Genomic DNA, 295 nt, shown 5'->3' with positions numbered 1-295 from the left:
TGACGTTGCTACTTCATTGTTCCAATTATGTAAACATAGACAAGGTATATCAGGAATTAAATGTGATCAGATAAAATTATTAACTAATGCAAAAGAAATAATAAAAACTTTAATACATGATATTTATTTAGCTAAAAATAATATAGAAATGGTATTTTATATATGGAAACCTGGTGGTTTGGCAGATGATGTCGCCAACGCTTTGATCTCATCAGCAAAAAGAGGTATACATTGTAGATTAATGTTAGATTCTGCTGGTAGTGTTGATTTTTTCCGCAGTAAATGGGCACAAATA

General features: G+C 29.8%; 1 pseudogene. It reads left to right on the top strand.

The features are described from left to right. Positions 1–295: pseudogene (gene cls, locus LDP10_RS03415) on the top strand (cardiolipin synthase A); the annotation flags it as partial.

The sequence above is a fragment of the Buchnera aphidicola (Pemphigus obesinymphae) genome, from assembly GCF_026122815.1.
GTDB classification, from domain to species: Bacteria; Pseudomonadota; Gammaproteobacteria; order Enterobacterales; family Enterobacteriaceae; genus Buchnera_C; species Buchnera_C aphidicola_BJ.
Note: the sequence above shows the minus strand (reverse complement) of the source record. Positions and strands in the feature narration are given on the sequence as shown.